This is a genomic window from Neobacillus sp. KR4-4 (assembly GCF_042136325.1).
GTDB lineage: Bacteria > Bacillota > Bacilli > Bacillales > Cytobacillaceae > Neobacillus.
The window spans coordinates 234,814-251,589 of the sequence record NZ_JBHHJU010000003.1; the positions used below are offsets into that span (position 1 = coordinate 234,814).

At 38.0% G+C, this 16,776-nt stretch carries 15 protein-coding genes; all 15 read left to right on the forward strand.

Features of this window, described 5'->3' with window-relative positions; all coding sequences use genetic code 11:
* Positions 1-98 precede the first annotated feature (98 nt).
* The 15 genes from ACE198_RS04630 to rny all read left to right on the forward strand — a co-directional run bounded on the left by ACE198_RS04630 (position 99) and on the right by rny (position 16,756).
* Positions 99-824, forward strand: coding sequence for a GntR family transcriptional regulator (locus ACE198_RS04630; RefSeq protein WP_098571714.1), 726 nt, complete (start codon positions 99-101; stop codon positions 822-824).
* Between the two features lie 88 nt (positions 825-912).
* Positions 913-1,995, forward strand: a complete 1,083-nt coding sequence (locus tag ACE198_RS04635; RefSeq protein WP_251456064.1) for a BMP family lipoprotein — start codon at positions 913-915, stop codon at positions 1,993-1,995.
* Between the two features lie 197 nt (positions 1,996-2,192).
* Positions 2,193-3,728 carry an ABC transporter ATP-binding protein gene (locus ACE198_RS04640; RefSeq protein WP_375374804.1) on the forward strand — a complete coding sequence of 512 codons (1,536 nt, stop codon included), beginning with the start codon at positions 2,193-2,195 and terminating at the stop codon, positions 3,726-3,728.
* Positions 3,721-4,767 carry an ABC transporter permease gene (locus tag ACE198_RS04645; protein ID WP_098571717.1) on the forward strand — a complete coding sequence of 349 codons (1,047 nt, stop codon included), beginning with the start codon at positions 3,721-3,723 and terminating at the stop codon, positions 4,765-4,767. Before ACE198_RS04640 ends, ACE198_RS04645 begins: the two co-directional genes overlap by 8 nt.
* 1 nt (position 4,768) lies before the next feature.
* Entirely contained in the window at positions 4,769-5,728 is a 960-nt protein-coding gene (locus ACE198_RS04650) for an ABC transporter permease (RefSeq protein ID WP_251456062.1), read from the forward strand.
* 193 nt (positions 5,729-5,921) lie between these two features.
* A complete protein-coding gene (gene yfmF / locus ACE198_RS04655) occupies positions 5,922-7,208 on the forward strand; it encodes an EF-P 5-aminopentanol modification-associated protein YfmF (protein ID WP_375374805.1) in 1,287 nt (428 codons plus the stop codon).
* Positions 7,209-8,501, forward strand: a complete 1,293-nt coding sequence (yfmH, locus tag ACE198_RS04660) for an EF-P 5-aminopentanol modification-associated protein YfmH (protein WP_375374806.1) — start codon at positions 7,209-7,211, stop codon at positions 8,499-8,501.
* 71 nt (positions 8,502-8,572) lie between these two features.
* Positions 8,573-9,292, forward strand: a complete 720-nt coding sequence (ymfI, locus tag ACE198_RS04665; RefSeq protein ID WP_375374807.1) for an elongation factor P 5-aminopentanone reductase — start codon at positions 8,573-8,575, stop codon at positions 9,290-9,292.
* Positions 9,293-9,373: 81 nt separating this feature from the next.
* Positions 9,374-9,631, forward strand: a complete 258-nt coding sequence (locus ACE198_RS04670; protein ID WP_098571722.1) for a DUF3243 domain-containing protein — start codon at positions 9,374-9,376, stop codon at positions 9,629-9,631.
* 170 nt (positions 9,632-9,801) lie between these two features.
* Entirely contained in the window at positions 9,802-10,590 is a 789-nt protein-coding gene (locus ACE198_RS04675) for a DUF3388 domain-containing protein (protein ID WP_098571723.1), read from the forward strand.
* A 21-nt stretch (positions 10,591-10,611) separates the two neighbouring features.
* Entirely contained in the window at positions 10,612-11,508 is an 897-nt protein-coding gene (locus ACE198_RS04680; RefSeq protein ID WP_375374808.1) for a helix-turn-helix domain-containing protein, read from the forward strand.
* A gap of 51 nt (positions 11,509-11,559) precedes the next feature.
* Entirely contained in the window at positions 11,560-12,144 is a 585-nt protein-coding gene (gene pgsA, locus ACE198_RS04685; protein ID WP_098571725.1) for a CDP-diacylglycerol--glycerol-3-phosphate 3-phosphatidyltransferase, read from the forward strand.
* Positions 12,145-12,180: 36 nt separating this feature from the next.
* Positions 12,181-13,431 (forward strand): competence/damage-inducible protein A, encoded by a 1,251-nt coding sequence (locus tag ACE198_RS04690; RefSeq protein WP_375374860.1) that lies wholly within the window; start codon positions 12,181-12,183, stop codon positions 13,429-13,431.
* 271 nt (positions 13,432-13,702) lie between these two features.
* Positions 13,703-14,746 (forward strand): recombinase RecA, encoded by a 1,044-nt coding sequence (gene recA, locus ACE198_RS04695; protein ID WP_098571726.1) that lies wholly within the window; start codon positions 13,703-13,705, stop codon positions 14,744-14,746.
* Between the two features lie 450 nt (positions 14,747-15,196).
* Positions 15,197-16,756, forward strand: coding sequence for a ribonuclease Y (gene rny / locus ACE198_RS04700; RefSeq protein WP_098571727.1), 1,560 nt, complete (start codon positions 15,197-15,199; stop codon positions 16,754-16,756).
* Positions 16,757-16,776 lie beyond the last annotated feature (20 nt).

Consider the following 16,776-nt stretch of genomic DNA (forward strand, 5'->3'; position numbering starts at 1 on the left):
GCTATTTATTTATACCCAAAAAAGTGTTAATATAAATTTCGATTAGTAGAAATGATATCAGATGTCTGATGTCTAAGGAAAAGGCTGGAGGATACAGGATGTCTATAAAATCAGATAACCGGCATTTATACCTACAAGTTATCGATCGTCTAAAGCAAGATATAGCAGATGGGGTATATAAAGAAAAAGAGAAATTACCTTCTGAGTTTGATCTTGCCAAACATCTTGGTGTGAGCAGAGCAACTCTTCGAGAAGCATTACGGATCCTCGAAGAAGAAAATGTCATCATTAGACGACATGGCGTGGGTACTTTTGTTAATGTAAAGCCCTTGTTTACATCAGGTATAGAACAACTTAATAGTGTAACAGCCATGATTAAACAAGCTGGAATGACTCCTGGAACAATTTTCCTTAGTTCATCAACACAAGATGCTACCGAAGAGGATATTCGCCGTTTTTCCTGTTCTATTGATGAGGAGATTTTCGTGATGGAGAGGGTTAGAACCGCCAATGGGGAGCCAGTCGTTTATTGTGTCGACAAGGTACCCAAACGTATTCTGCCGGAAACATTTTCACATGCAGAAGAATCGATCTTTCATATTTTGGAAGAAAAAGCTAACAGAAGAATTACATACGCCGTTGCTCAAATTGAGCCCTTAGGCTATCATGAAAAAATTTCCCCAATTCTAGAATGTGAACCAGAAACTGCATTGTTAGTCTTAAAGCAAATGCATTTCGATGAAATGGATGAACCTATTCTTTTTTCGGTAAACTATTTTAAAGCAGACAAGTTTAGTTTTCATGTTTTAAGGAAAAGAATTTAAATTTTTTTCATCCATCTTGAAAACGCAATCAGTCTTGCTATTCAAACATTTTTACTTAATCAATCCATATTCATAGGGGGTCAATACCATGAAAAAGCGTAAAATTGGAACGGCATTATCACTTGTTCTTGCTGCTGGTACACTATTAGGAGCATGTGGAAAAAGTGATAATACAAACAAAGATACATCAAAAGGCGGAGAAAAGAAAAATGAATTCTCTGTAGCAATGGTTACTGATGTTGGTGGTGTTGATGACAAATCATTTAACCAATCTGCTTGGGAAGGTCTTCAGAAATTTGGTAAAGATAACGGATTATCAAAAGGTAAAGGCGGATATGATTACGTTCAATCAAAATCAGATGCAGATTACGCTACCAACTTAAACACTCTTGCCCGTCAAGATTTTGATTTAGTATTCGGTATTGGATTTTTGATGCAAGGTGCTGTGGAAGAAATTTCAAAGCAACAAAAGGATCATCACTTTGCAATTGTTGACTCTGAAGTCAAACAACCAAATGTTGCAAGCATTCTATTTAAAGAACAAGAAGCATCATTCCTTGCAGGAGTTGCAGCAGCAATGACAACTAAATCCAATAAAATTGGATTTATTGGTGGTATTGAAGGGGCAGTTATTGAACGTTTTGAAGCAGGCTTTGTAGCTGGTGTTAAAGCCGCAAAACCTGAAGCGACTGTTGACATTCAATATGCTGGTGCATTTGATAAAGCAGAGCTTGGACAATCGATTGCTTCGAAAATGTATTCTTCAGGCGATGATGTAGTTTTCCACGCTGCTGGTGGTACAGGTGTAGGCTTATTTAAAGAAGCTAATGACCTTAAGAAAAAAGATCCATCTCGTGAAATTTGGGCTATCGGGGTTGACAGTGACCAAGCAAACATGGGTCCAGATATTGTTTTAACTTCCGCTCTTAAACGCGTAGATAATGCGGTTTATGACGTTTCTACAAAAACGAAAGATGGTAACTTCCCTGGTGGGGAAGTGGCATTATACGGTCTTGCTGAAGACGGTGTTGGGTTAGCTCCAATCAATAGCAAAGCACCGAACAAGGCTGCGATTGAAACATCTGTTAAAGATTGGACTGACAAAATTAAATCAGGTTCAGTGAAAGTTCCTGGTACTCGTGCAGAATTAAAGACTTTTAGCGCAAAATAATTTTTGTGGAATAAGCGGGAGAATTCTCGCTTATTCCAAACTATGGAATCCTAACTGAAGCGTGGAATAAATGTTCTACCTTTCATTTAAGATTTTATTAGGGAGTTAATCCCTGTTTTTTAAAAATCCTTAAAGGTCTGACCTCTTACTACTATTGGTCAAATTTTCCTTTTATCTTAACACAGGGAGTGAGAAAGATGGATTTTGTAATTGAAATGCTCAACATTCGAAAGGAATTTGGCGGTTTCGTTGCGAATGATAACATTACCCTTCAATTGAAGAAGGGCGAAATTCATGCATTACTTGGTGAAAATGGTGCAGGCAAATCCACTTTAATGAATGTACTTTTTGGTTTATACCAGCCGGAACAAGGAGAAATTCGGGTAAAAGGGAAACCAGTTAATATTTCTAACCCAAATATTGCTAATGATCTAGGGATCGGAATGGTTCACCAACACTTTATGCTTGTCGATACTTTTACTGTAACGGAAAATATTATTCTCGGCAGAGAAATCACCACAGGCGGTCGAATTGATCTTAAAAAGGCAGAAAAAGAGGTTCGTGAAATTTCAGAACGATATGGTTTGGCCGTTGACCCTCAAGCAAAAATTTCCGATATATCTGTTGGAATGCAGCAAAGGGTAGAAATTTTAAAAACGTTGTACCGAGGTGCTGAAATTGTCATTTTTGATGAACCATCAGCCGTACTAACCCCACAAGAAATAAAAGAACTTATGCAGATTATGAAAACGCTTATAAAAGAAGGAAAGTCGATTATATTAATCACTCATAAGTTAAAAGAGATTATGGAAGTTGCCGATCGGTGTACCGTCATACGCAAAGGTAAAGGAATTGGGACTGTAAATATTAGTGAAACAAACCCTAATGAACTTGCGAGCTTAATGGTTGGGCGTGAAGTCGTCTTCAAAACCGAGAAAACAGAAGCAAAACCCAAACAGGATGTATTACAGATTCAAGACTTACTAGTAAAAGATGCTCGCGGTATTAATGTTGTAAATGGTCTTAATCTATCCGTAAAGGCCGGGGAGATTGTTGGGATTGCGGGTGTTGATGGCAATGGACAATCAGAATTCATTGAGGCTATTACTGGTTTACGTAAGGCAGAAAGTGGCAGCGTGAAGTTAAATGGAAATGAACTTATTAATCATACTCCTAGAAAAATAACTGAGGCGGGTGTTGGTCATATTCCTCAGGACCGCCACAAACACGGACTTGTGTTAAATTTCCCAATCGGTGAGAACATGGTCTTACAAACGTATAATAAAAAGCCATATTCAAAAAATGGGATTCTAAATTTTAAAGAGATTTATAAAAAGGCAAAAACTTTAATTAGTGAGTTTGATGTCAGGACTCCAAGTGAGTACACCTTGGCTCGCGCTCTTTCTGGCGGTAACCAGCAAAAGGCCATTATTGGACGTGAGGTTGACCGTAATCCGGATTTATTAATTGCAGCACAGCCTACACGTGGATTAGATGTTGGTGCGATTGAATTTATTCATAAGCGTCTTATAGAGCAGCGTGATAATGGAAAAGCTGTTTTACTTATTTCATTTGAATTGGATGAAATATTAAACGTGAGTGACCGAATTGCTGTTATATATGAGGGGAAAATTGTTGCGGTAGTTAACCCAAGAGAAACTTCAGAACAAGAACTTGGCTTATTGATGGCTGGGTCAAATAGAAAGGAAGCGGGTGAACACGCCAATGCTTAAAAGCTTTAAAAGTATCTTAACACCTATTATTGCCGTTTTATTGGGGATAATTGTTGGAACTATTATTATGATCATCAGCGGTTATGATGCACTCGCAGCATTCACAGCATTATGGAACGGGGCTTTTGGTGATTCTTATTATCTAGGAGAAGTAATTAGACAGTTTACTCCTTATATTCTTGCAGGATTAGCTGTAGCATTTGCTTTTCGTGTCGGCCTGTTTAATATTGGAGTAGAGGGACAATTTTTAGTTGGCTGGCTAGCCGCAGTATGGGTGGGAGTTGCCTTCGATCTCCCGAAAATTATCCATTTACCATTAGCTATTATAGCAGCTATGGTAGCTGGAGCCTTGTGGGCGTTCATCCCTGGCTTCTTAAAAGCTCGTTTTCGCGTTCATGAAGTAATTGTTACCATTATGATGAATTATGTTGCCCTGCATGTTTCAAATTATTTTATAAAAAATATCATTACAGATAATAAAGATAAAACAGATATGATTAAAGAATCTGCCACATTAAGGTCTCCCTGGTTAGAGAGTTTAACTGATTATTCAAGACTTCACTGGGGTATTATCCTTGCCATTTTATCCTGCTTTGTTATGTGGTTCTTATTAGAACGGACAACTAGAGGATTTGAATTAAGATCAGTAGGTTTTAACCAACATGCTGCCCATTATGCTGGGATGAATGTTAATAAAAATATTATCCTCTCTATGGTTATTGCTGGTGCTTTTGCTGGGTTAGCAGGATCGATGGAAGGATTAGGAACTTTCGGCTACGCCACCGTTAAAGGCGGTTTTACAGGTGTTGGATTTGATGGGATTGCTGTTGCCCTGCTAGGTGGGAATACATCAATAGGTGTATTTTTCTCAGCTATATTATTTGGTGCACTAAAAGTGGGAGCATTAAATATGCCTCTCGAAGCGGGTGTTCCGAATGAATTAGTTGATATCATTATTGCCTTGATTGTATTCTTTGTTGCATCAAGTTATATTATTAGAATATTTCTTGACCGATTTAGTAAAAAGGAGGTGAAGTAAGTTGAGCTTAATGGAAATATTAATGATTGTTGTTCCATCCACTTTGTTATGGGCAGCTCCACTTGTCTTCACTGCATTAGGCGGTATTTTCTCTGAGCGTTCGGGAGTTGTAAATATTGGTCTTGAAGGATTAATGGTTATAGGTGCATTTACAGCTATTGTCTTTAACCTTACCTTCGTTAATTCGTTCGGAAGTTGGACACCTTGGATTGCAATTGTAGTTGCTATGGTTGCGGGTGCGATATTTTCAATGTTACATGCGGTAGCTGCGATTACATTCCGTGCTGACCATACTGTTTCTGGTGTTGCTATTAACTTACTTGCATCAGGCTTAACATTGTTTCTAGTGAAACTAATCTATGATAAAGGTGAAACAGATATTATCAGCAAAGGATTCAATAAAATTGATATCCCGGTTTTAAAAGATATTCCAGTTATTGGGAAAATATTTTTCCAAAACACGTATTGGACTTCATTCTTAGCAATCATTGTTGCAATTATCGTTTGGTACATTGTATTTAAAACACCATTTGGACTGCGCCTCCGTTCTGTTGGTGAACATCCAATGGCTGCTGATACAATGGGGATTAATGTTACTAAAATGCGTTATTTAGGTGTTATTCTTTCAGGTGCTTTTGGTGGTCTGGGTGGTGGAGTGTATGCACAATCCATTACATCTAACTTCAGCCACTCAACAATCAGTGGTCAAGGTTTCATGGCATTAGCTGCAATGATTTTCGGGAAATGGCATCCACTTGGCGCACTTGGTGCTGCAATATTCTTTGGTTTTGCACAAAGTATTAGTATCATTGGATCAAGCTTACCTTTCTTAAAAGAAATTCCGAATGTGTACCTGTTAATTGCTCCTTATGTTTTAACTATATTAGCTTTAACTGGCTTCATCGGTCGTGCAGATGCACCTAAAGCATCTGGTACTCATTATATTAAAGGTAGTAGATAATTCATCTACTATACGGACGGAATCCTTGGTTATCTTGCCAGGGGTTCTTTTTTTATGAGAGAAAAAGTGATATTGCTTGTATTGACCAACCCTGCCAAATTATAGTAATAAGTATAGGTTTTCTTTCAAAGGAAATGATATAAAGAAAAATGCTTACATATTGTAATGTATAACCTTTAACAGTTAAGGAGGAATGGATGTGGCAACAGCTGCAGAAAAAATAACAGAGCTTAATGGATATAGACTTCATGTGATCCCAACAGAAAAATATAAAACGAATACTTTAATTTGGAAAATGAAAGCCCCGCTTACAAAAGAAGATGTAACCAAACGAGCACTTCTTCCACAAGTATTGCAAAGCAGTTCAGCAAAATATTCTTCAACCACTGCACTTCGGTCCTATCTTGATGAGTTATATGGAGCGACACTTTTCGTTGATCTATCTAAAAAAGGTGAATACCATATCATGAGTTTTTCAATCGAAATTGCCAATGAAAAATTCTTAAGTGATCCAAGTCCATTATTAAGAAAAGGGTTTGAATTATTAGCAGAAATATTAACAAATCCAAACCTTAAAGGTAATGCTTTTGATCCAGGCACTGTAGAAAAAGAAAAGCGGACACAAAAACAAAGGATTCAATCCGTTTTTGATGATAAGATGCGCTACTCAAATGTACGCCTGATTCAAGAAATGTGTAAGGGGGAACCTTATGCTTTAGAAGTAAACGGGGATGCTGCCGATGTAGATGCCATAACTCCAGAGAATTTATATGAATATTATCAAGACGCCTTTTTATCTGATGAAATGGATTTATATATTATCGGTGATGTTGATGAAGAAGAAGTGAAGCAATTTGCATCAGATCTATTAAGGTTTGAGGATAGAACACCGAAAAAATTAGTACAAGAAAAGGTAACCTTGAATAGACAAGTTAATGAAGTGAAAGAGCAGCAAGATGTAAAACAAGGGAAATTAAACATTGGCTATCGCACAAACATCGTCTATGGTGATTCGGATTATTTTGCCTTGCAAGTGTTCAATGGCATATTTGGCGGGTTCTCACATTCTAAATTATTTATAAATGTACGTGAAAAAGCAAGTCTTGCCTATTATGCAGCAAGCCGTCTTGAGAGTCATAAAGGCTTAATGATGGTTATGTCAGGAATTGATTTAAAAAATTATGATCAGGCAGTTGGAATTATACATGATCAATTAGAGGCGATGAGAAATGGTGATTTTACAGACGAAGAACTCGTCCAAACAAAAGCAGTTATTCAAAATCAAATCCTAGAGACCATAGATACATCAAGAGGGTTAACTGAAATTCTTTATCATAATGTTGTGGCCGATGCAAATATTAATCTTGATACATGGCTGAAAGAAATGCAAAATGTAACGAAAGAAGAAATCATCGCAGTCGCTAAAAAAATTGAAATCGATACCATCTACTTCTTAACAGGAACGGAGGCGGGCAAATAAATGGAGAAAATTAGTTTCGACCAACTTCAGGAAGAACTTTACCATGAAAAACTGGCCAATGGTCTAAATGTGTATATTTTACCGAAAAAAGGATTTAATAAAACCTTTGCTACCTTTACGACAAAGTATGGTTCTGTGGATAATACATTTGTTCCATTGGGAAAAGAAGAGTATGTAAAAGTTCCTGATGGAATTGCTCACTTTTTAGAGCATAAGCTGTTTGAAAAAGAAGATGGCGATGTTTTTCAACAATTTAGCCGCCAGGGAGCATCGGCTAATGCGTTTACCTCCTTTACTCGAACAGCCTATTTATTTTCAAGCACGTCAGACGTAGAAAAAAATCTAGAAACCCTCATCGATTTTGTTCAGGAACCATATTTTTCAGAAAAAACAGTTGAAAAAGAAAAAGGGATAATTGGGCAGGAAATTACTATGTATGATGATAATGCGGATTGGCGTTTATACTTTGGATTGATTCAAAATCTTTACCAAAACCATCCGGTAAAGATTGATATCGCTGGAACAATTGAATCGATTTCCCATATTACTAAAGATTGGCTCTATGAATGCTATAACACCTTCTATCATCCGAGTAACATGCTATTATTTATTGTTGGCCCAGTAAACCCAGAAAGTTTCATGAATCAAGTTAAAGAGAATCAAGCGAAAAAGGAATACAAAGATATGCCTGAGATTCAGCGGAAATTTGAAAATGAGCCGACAGAGGCAGCTGAAAAAAGACGTGTGCTTGAAATGAATGTGCAAACATCAAAATGCTTACTTGGAATAAAAGCACTACATGTCGATCAAAGCGGAAATGAAATGTTAAAAAATGAATTAACCATGAATGTCCTATTGGATTTATTGTTTGGGAAAAGTTCGGAAAACTACAATCAACTCTATAATGATGGACTAATTGATGAAACCTTTTCTTTCGATTATACCCAAGAGCAGGGCTTTGGGTTTGCCATGATCGGCGGAGACACTGGAGAACCTGATAAATTAGCAGAAACTCTTCAAAAAATGCTTCTAGATGCTAAAAATCAAAATGTCTTTAATGAGGATCAACTAGAAAGAGCGAAGAGGAAAAAGATTGGTGCATTTTTGCGGGCGGTAAACTCACCAGAGTATATCGCCAATCAGTTTACGCGCTACGCATTTAATGATATGAATTTGTTTGATGTGGTTCCAACACTTGAAAAAATCACCCTAAACGATGTTCAGTCACTAGCGTCAGAAGTCATATCAGAAGACCGGTTTTCAGTATGTCAGGTAATTCCTAAGAAAAAATAAATACATGAAAGCGTCGATTAACCGGCGCTTTTTCTTCGTATTAGTCACAGCTAAAAGAGAGTGGGAACAAAATGAAATATGTATTAATAACGGGTGCAAGTGGTGGAATCGGCCAAGCGATAGCATATAACCTGGCAGAAAAAGGCTATCATTTGTATCTGCATTACCATAAAAATACACAAGCAATAAAGGAATTAATAAATAATCTAGAGGCATACGGTGGGGAGTATATTCCGATTCAAGCAAATTTAGCTGATCCAAGTGGATATAAAAAGGTCAATTCAGAAATATTTTCATTAGATGCAATTATCCATTGCGGGGGCCAAAGTCAATATGGGCTTCTTGTTGATTTACAACAATCTGAAGCAGAAGCATTATTAAATGTTCATGTGTTAACGCCATTAATGCTGACAAAAGAGCTCCTTCCGAAAATGCTTGCTAAAGGAAACGGAAATATTGTGGTGATTACTTCGATTTGGGGGCAAACAGGAGCGGCTTGTGAAGTTGCATATTCTACGGTTAAGGGAGCGCAAATTGCATTCGTTAAGGCATTGAGTAAAGAAGTAGCCAGGAATGGAATTCGTGTAAATGCCATTGCCCCTGGAGCTATATTGACACCAATGATGGAAGGTTTTACACCAGAAGAAGTAGATCAGCTTTCATACGAAATACCAATGGGCAGATTAGGGCAACCGGAGGATATAGCGAGGGGTGTAGCATATTTACTTTCCGAAGATTCATCCTACATGACAGGACAAATCCTAGCAATAAATGGCGGGTGGTATACCTAAAATTTCAATGTAATCAATGTATAGTTCCCTCCTCTTCGTCACAAAATAATCTTGTACTAATAAAAGAGGAGGGAAATAACCATGTCTGTTTTAGATAACTGGAAACAATGGGAGGACTTCTTAGCCGATCGTCTTCATCATGCACAAAATGAAGGTATGAGCGATGGAGCCATTAGTAACCTTGCTTTTCAAATTGGTGATTATTTATCAAACCAAGTAGAACCAAAAAATGAACAGGAAAGAATTCTTGCTGATCTTTGGTCAGTTGCAGATAAAGAAGAACAACAGGCAATTGCAAATATAATGGTTAAATTGATTCAAAATAACGGCAGTCGTTAAAAGAGAGGAGGACTTTCTCCTCTCTTTTTGTATGCATTCTTGGAGAATCACTGTTAACGAACGGAATATCTTTGTTTTTACTTTCATCTTCATCCAAAATCATTTATTATAAGGGTTAGATAAGAAATTGTAAAAAAAATGTCGAAACTTCTTTTGAGGAGGTTTATTACTTGAAAAAAGAATGGTATTTAGAATATGAGATTCAGAAGAACCGACCAGGCCTACTAGGGGACATTTCATCCCTATTAGGAATGCTCTCTATTAACATTGTTACAATAAATGGTGTGGATGAAGGACGACGAGGATTACTCATTTTAGCAAAAGATGATGACCAAATTAAACGCCTTGAGTCAATTTTACATACGATGGACACAATAAAACTAATTAAACTTAGAGAACCCAAACTGCGTGACAGGCTTGCGGTAAGACATGGACGTTATATTCAAAGAGATGCGGACGATAAAAAAACCTTCCGTTTTGTAAGGGATGAACTTGGCTTATTAGTTGATTTTATGGCAGAATTATTTAAGCAGGAAGGCCATAAGTTAATTGGTATTCGCGGAATGCCTCGTGTAGGAAAAACAGAATCATTGGTGGCTGCAAGTGTTTGTGCAAATAAACGCTGGTTATTTGTGTCTTCCACTTTGTTAAAACAAACAATCCGTAATCAATTAATTGAAGATGAATATAACGAAAACAATCTATTTATACTGGATGGAATTGTTTCTACCAGACGTGCTAATGAGCGTCATTGGCAGCTTGTTCGTGAAATCATGAGACTTCCGTCTGTAAAAGTCATCGAGCATCCTGATATTTTTGTTCAAAACTCAGAATATACACTCGACGATTTTGATTACATTATTGAGCTTAGGAATGACGCGGAAGAAGAGATTACATATGAGGTCGTTGATCAGCATAGTATGTTCTCCGGATCTGATTTTGGAGATTTTGATTTTTAATAAATTGGAAGGTGTTAACAGTTGACTGAATTAGGGAATCGACTAAAAGAAGCCCGATTAGCTAATGGATTAAGCTTGGATGATTTACAATCCATGACGAAAATTCAAAAGAGGTATTTAATTGGTATTGAAGAAGGGAATTATGCGAGCATGCCCGGGAATTTTTATGTTCGCGCATTTATTAAGCAGTATGCAGAGGCACTAAGTCTTGATCCTGATGAAATTTTTGAAACCTATAAAGGTGAAATTCCTGCAAGCTTAAATGACGAATTGCCACAGCAATTGTCCAGAGTGAAAACACATAAATCAATTTCAGAAAGCAATTCTAAAATTTTTGATATATTACCAAAGGTTTTAATCTGTGTTTTTGTAATTGGAGTTGCCAGCCTGTTATATTATTTTGTATATAAACATGCGGGTGATAATACGAACGAATCAATTAATAAGGAAAATGAACCGGTTAAAATTGTGAAATCGGAGAATCTTGAAAAAGAAAAAGCAGAAGAGAATAAGAAGGATGACATCCAACAAAAGAAAGATAATACAGAGCAGGAAGAGCAGCAAACAACTGTGGAAGAATCACCAAAACAAGAAATTACAGCCGTTCAAAGCAGCGGCAGGAATTCAACCTATGAATTAAAAAATGCAGACAAGTTTGTTGTGAAGTTGGTTTCTAAAGGGCAGACTTGGGTTAGTATTAAAAATGGAAAAGGGAAGTCCTTTTTCCAAGGATTATTAAAAACAGGCGGTACTGAAAGTCAAACAGAAGACTTATCAGCAGAGAGTGCGGCCGTTATTCGAGTGGGAAATGCCGCTGATACAGAAATCTATGTTAATGACCAAAAGCTCGAGTATGCAGTGCCAGCGACTGCAAATGTTCAGAACATAACGATCCAATATGTTCTGAAAAACGAATAGTCATCTGTTGATGACTATTTTTCGCTTTTAATATTAAAACGGAGGAAAACTATGAATATTCCGAATAGAATCACTGTATCAAGAATATTATTAATTCCAATATTCTTGATTATTATGCTTGCTCCTTTTGAATGGGGCGATATGCATCTACTGGGGACAGACCTTCCCGTGACCCATTTTGTCGGTGCATTGATTTTTATTTTAGCCTCATCCACTGACTGGGTTGATGGGCATTATGCCCGAAAGTATAACCTGGTGACTAATATGGGGAAATTTCTCGACCCGCTTGCTGACAAATTATTGGTCTCGGCTGCATTGATTGTTCTCGTTGAATTGAATGATGTTTATGCACCTTCATGGATTGTGATTGTTATTATTAGCAGGGAGTTTGCGGTAACAGGATTACGTCTCTTACTTGCAGGAGAAGGAGAAGTGGTTGCGGCTAACATGCTTGGAAAAATTAAAACCTGGGCGCAAATTGTCGCTATTTCAGCACTTTTATTACATAATATTATTTTTGCAATGATTCCATTTCGTTTTGATATCGTGGCATTGTGGGTTGCATTAATTTTTACGATTTGGTCTGGATGGGATTATTTTGCGAAAAATAGTCATGTCCTTAAAAATTCAAAGTAAGTTTTACCAACTTAGGAGTAAAGGATGTTGATTACGATGAATGCTGAGATTATTGCAGTTGGTTCGGAGTTATTGCTCGGTCAAATTGTGAATACGAATGCACGTTTTTTGTCCCAGCAATTGGCGGACCTTGGGATTAATGTCTTTTATCATACGGTGGTTGGTGATAATCCTGATAGATTAGAATCGGCAATTGAAATAGCTGAGAAGCGTGCGGATCTTATAATCTTTACGGGTGGCCTTGGACCAACAAAGGATGATTTAACGAAGGAAACAATTGCGCGGCACCTTGGAAAAGAACTTGTGACCGATGAGGATGCATTAACTTCGATAGAATCATACTTTAAACGGACCCATCGCCCAATGACCGAAAATAACCGAAAACAGGCACTTGTATTAAGCGGTGCACGTATTCTTCCAAATGATCATGGAATGGCTCCAGGAATGGTTGTTAAATCTAACGATCACACCTATATGCTGCTCCCTGGCCCACCTAAGGAACTTGAGCCGATGTTTAGTCAATATGGGTGTCAGGCACTCTCTAAAGAAAACCTGTCCAAAGAGGTAATTGTTTCAAGGGTGTTAAGGTTTTTTGGAATTGGTGAAGCTGCCTTGGAAACCGAGATTATGGATTTAATTGACGCACAGAGCAACCCAACGATCGCCCCGCTTGCTGGGGATGGGGAGGTTACATTGAGGCTGACTGCAAAACATGTAGACGGAAAAATAGCTCAGTCACTTCTCGATAATCTAGAAAATACCATTAACCAGCGTGTAGGTGAGTTTTTTTATGGATATGACCATACGTCACTAATGGAAGAAGTAAGAAAGACCTTACAGACACGAAAACTTACAATTACTGCGGCTGAGAGTTTAACCGGTGGACTGTTCCAACAAGGGCTGACCGCCATTTCGGGTGCAAGTTCGGTGTTTACTGGTGGAGTTGTCTGCTATTCAAATCAAGTAAAACAGCAGATTTTAAAAGTGCGGCAAGAAACACTAGAAACAGAAGGTGCAGTTAGTGAACAATGTGCTAGGGAACTGGCTGAAAATGCTGCCCAATTATTTAAAACGGATATTGGAATTAGTTTTACTGGTGTAGCAGGTCCTGAAGAGCTTGAAGGCAAGCCGGTTGGTACTGTATTTATTGGGATTTCAATAAAGGGAAAGCCAACCGTTGTTGAAAAACTTATCCTTGGCGGTACAAGAGAAGCCAATCGAGGGCGTGCCGTAAAATATGGGTGTCATTTTCTCCTTCAATTGTTAAAAGAGTCACAGAATGCTTAATAGTATTCTGTGATTTTTTTTGAATAGATTAGTTAGCGGAAAAATCAGAAAATGGATGAAACTAACTTTATCTGCCTGCTAAAGTTGCAAAAAAATACAAAAAGCATAGAGAATTACCTAAAATTACATCAAAGTTGCTTTGAAAATAAACGAATGAATGTTCGTTTTTTTGCTCGACAAATATTCGAAAAGAAGTTATATTATTAATAGGAATTAATTTAATAGATTATAGCAATTAGCATGTGTTTATATATAAGGGAGGAAATGATTCGTGAGTAATGATCGTAAAGCGGCCTTAGAAATGGCGTTAAAGCAAATAGAAAAGCAATTTGGTAAAGGTTCCGTCATGAAGATGGGAGAAAAAACGGATACAAAGATTTTAACGAGTCCAAGTGGCTCATTAGCACTTGATGCAGCACTTGGGGTAGGTGGATATCCTAGAGGACGTATTATTGAAGTATATGGCCCTGAGAGCTCTGGTAAAACAACGGTTGCATTACATGCAATTGCTGAAGTTCAAGCAAACGGTGGACAAGCTGCATTTATCGATGCTGAACATGCGCTTGACCCAACGTATGCCCAAAAATTAGGTGTTAACATTGATGAGTTATTATTATCACAACCTGATACGGGTGAACAAGCGCTTGAAATCGCGGAAGCATTAGTACGAAGCGGTGCCATTGATATTCTTATCGTTGACTCTGTAGCCGCATTGGTTCCAAAAGCGGAAATTGAAGGGGAAATGGGAGATTCTCACGTTGGTTTACAAGCACGTCTAATGTCACAGGCACTTCGTAAACTATCTGGAGCCATTAACAAATCTAAGACGATCGCAATCTTTATTAACCAAATCCGTGAAAAAATTGGCGTTATGTTCGGGAATCCTGAAACCACACCTGGTGGTCGTGCGTTAAAGTTTTATTCAACAGTCCGTCTTGAAGTGCGCCGTGCGGAAGCGTTGAAGCAAGGGACTGACATTGTCGGGAATAAAACCAAAATAAAAATCGTTAAGAATAAGGTTGCTCCGCCTTTCCGTACAGCAGAAGTAGATATTATGTATGGCGAAGGGATATCTAAGGAAGGCGAGATTGTTGATTTAGGTTCTGAATTAGATATCGTCCAAAAAAGCGGTTCATGGTATTCCTATAACGACATTAGAATTGGTCAAGGCCGTGAAAATGCAAAACTGTATTTAAAGGAAAACCCTGATATTCGTCTCCAGATTCAAACGCAAATACGTGAACATTATGGCTTAGACGGTGAGAAGTTTGTAACTGAAACAGATGATGATGAACAATTTGAACTAATTGATTAATGTAAAAGAGCAAAGCTATTTATATGGTTTTGCTCTTTTTTTACAAAGGCTGTGTTAAAAGGGCACTTTTGATTTAATAGCAAGTTGATTGGAGCGGAAGGCACGAAGACTCCCGCGGAAAGCAAAGTGCCTGGAGCGGAAATCAACAGCCAAGTATAACAGAGCTTCACAAAATATATTTTAATTACAATAATATAGTCATAAGTTGATAAAGATTTTAGCCTATCGGTCATAAAATGATGTCCTATTCTAAATATTTCAAAAAGCCAATAGGACTAAGCCTTGACAATGAATATTCCCACCTTTACAATTAACATGTATATTTTACATTTTTGGTATTATTACAATCCGAAAAAAGCCTTGGTGCTTGCTGTATGTTGAGTCTAAACAATGTACATGCCGACACTTAAAAAATGTAACAAAAGTTCATAGCAAGAGGAGGTGTAACGATTGGATTTAATTACTATCATCTCCATTTTGCTTGGCCTTATCGTCGGTGCCGTTGTTGGCTATTTTGTTCATAAGTCCATTGCTGAAGCAAAAGTAGCAGGTGCAAAGAATGCTGCAGAGCAGATTCTTGAAGATGCGAAACGTGATGCTGATTCACTGAAAAAAGAAGCTTTGCTAGAAGCAAAGGATGAAATTCACAAGCTGCGTACAGAAGCAGAACGTGAGGTTCGTGAACGAAGAAATGAAATGCAAAAACAAGAAAACCGTTTACTGCAAAGAGAAGAGAATTTAGATCGAAAAGAGGAAACGTTAAACAAGCGTGAAAATCTTTTAGAAAAGAAGGATGATTCTCTAAACCAAAGACAACAGCATATTGAAGAGATGGAAAGCAAAGTGGACGAGTTGGTACGAAAACAACAAACTGAACTCGAACGAATTTCAAGCTTAACGCGCGAGGAAGCAAAAGCTATCATTATCGACAGAATGGAGCAGGAATTAACCCATGACACTGCCATAATGATTAAGGAAAGTGAGAATCGTGCGAAAGAGGAAGCAGACAAGAAAGCGAAGGAAATTCTTTCGCTAGCAATCCAGCGTTGCGCTGCTGACCATGTTGCGGAAACGACTGTCTCTGTCGTCAACCTGCCAAATGACGAAATGAAGGGCCGTATTATTGGCCGTGAAGGAAGAAATATTCGTACGCTAGAAACATTAACAGGAATTGATTTAATTATTGATGATACTCCTGAAGCTGTAATTCTATCAGGTTTTGATCCTATTCGTCGCGAAACGGCTCGCCTGGCATTGGAGAAATTAGTTCAAGACGGGCGTATCCATCCAGCACGAATTGAGGAAATGGTTGAAAAGTCTCGTCGTGAAGTGGATGAATATATCCGCGAGGTTGGTGAGCAAACCACCTTTGAAGTGGGGGTTCATGGACTTCATCCAGATCTTATCAAAATTCTTGGCCGCTTGAAATTCCGTACAAGCTATGGTCAAAACGTCTTAAAACATTCAATGGAAGTAGCACAGCTTTCTGGATTACTTGCTGCTGAATTGGGTCAAGATGAAACCTTAGCACGTCGTGCGGGCTTGCTTCATGATATTGGAAAGGCAATTGACCATGAAGTAGAAGGCAGTCACGTAGAAATTGGTGTTGAACTTGCAACTAAATACAAGGAACACCCTGTAGTAATTAATAGTATAGCATCACATCATGGGGATACAGAGCCAACGTCTATCATTGCTGTTTTAGTTGCCGCTGCGGATGCATTATCAGCTGCAAGACCTGGTGCCCGTAGTGAGACTCTTGAAAACTATATCCGACGTCTTGAAAAGTTAGAGGAAATCTCTGAGTCTTATGAAGGTGTAGAGAAATCTTTTGCTATTCAAGCTGGACGTGAAGTTCGTATTATTGTAAGACCTGATTCGGTTGATGATCTTGCTGCGCATCGATTAGCTCGTGATATTCGTAAGCGCATTGAAGAAGAACTTGATTATCCTGGACACATTAAAGTGACAGTTATCCGAGAAACACGGGCTGTTGAATATGCGAAATAAAGCGGTGCACATGCACCGCT